Origin of the sequence: Saccharicrinis sp. 156 (genome assembly GCF_050589685.1) — a bacterium.
GTDB lineage: Bacteria > Bacteroidota > Bacteroidia > Bacteroidales > Marinilabiliaceae > Saccharicrinis.
This window is the reverse complement of the sequence record NZ_JBNGOS010000104.1, coordinates 1-944: the sequence shown is the minus strand read 5'-3', so window position 1 is coordinate 944 and position 944 is coordinate 1. Positions and strand designations below refer to the sequence as shown.

Below are 944 nucleotides of genomic sequence, written 5' to 3'. Positions count from 1 at the left end.
AAAGTGAAGATCATGGACGGCAAGGTATACATCAACGATGCCATGGTAACCGTGGCCGATGTAATGGCCGACAACGGCGTGGTGCACGTGATCGATGCCGTATTGCTTCCGCCTACTGATGTGATTTTAAGTCATACTGAAAAGTACGGAAACATTCTTGTAGACCATAATGGTAATACACTTTATTTCTTTACCAAAGATGCTGACGGTAATTCACTTTGCCAGGACGGCTGTTTGGATAACTGGCCCGTTTTCTATGCTCCTCAACTAAGTGTGGGGAATGGTTTAAACGCCTCAGACTTTAACATGATTGACAGAGGTGATGGAAATATGCAAACAACCTACAAAGGATGGCCATTATACTATTTTGCAGGTGACCATAGTGCGGGCGACATCAATGGAGAAGGACTTGGAAACAAATGGTTTGTGGCCAAACCGGATTATACCATTATGGTTGTTGACCATCAATTAACCGGGCTTGACCATGTTGAGTATAAAGGTGATTATACACCTGGTCAGGAAATCATTCAATACTTTACGGATGACAAAGGTAATACGTTATACATCTGGATAAAGGATAATAAGAATCAAAATAATTTCACGGCTGATGATTTCTCCAATAATGGCATTTGGCCTATTTACGAAGAGACAGAAATTATTGTGCCATCATCATTGAATCAAGAATTATTTGGAGTAATTGAAGTCTATGGCAAAAAACAACTTACCTATAAAGGTTGGCCATTGTATTTCTTTGGAAAAGATGAGAATCGCGGTGAAAACAAAGGCGTTAGCGTACCTGCACCGGGCATATGGCCTGTTGCCCAAGCAGGCATTAATCCTGCCATTGATAAAACCGTGGTTGACATCATCGTGAACAGCGAGGACCATAACACCCTGGAAGCGGCCGTCATTGCCGCAGAACTGGCCGATGACCTGGCCGGCGA

1 protein-coding gene is annotated in these 944 nt (G+C 43.0%); it reads left to right on the top strand.

From position 1 onward, the window contains the following. The coding region (locus tag ACRD64_RS25225) for a fasciclin domain-containing protein (protein ID WP_430937414.1) at positions 1–944 on the top strand (944 nt) is incomplete at both ends.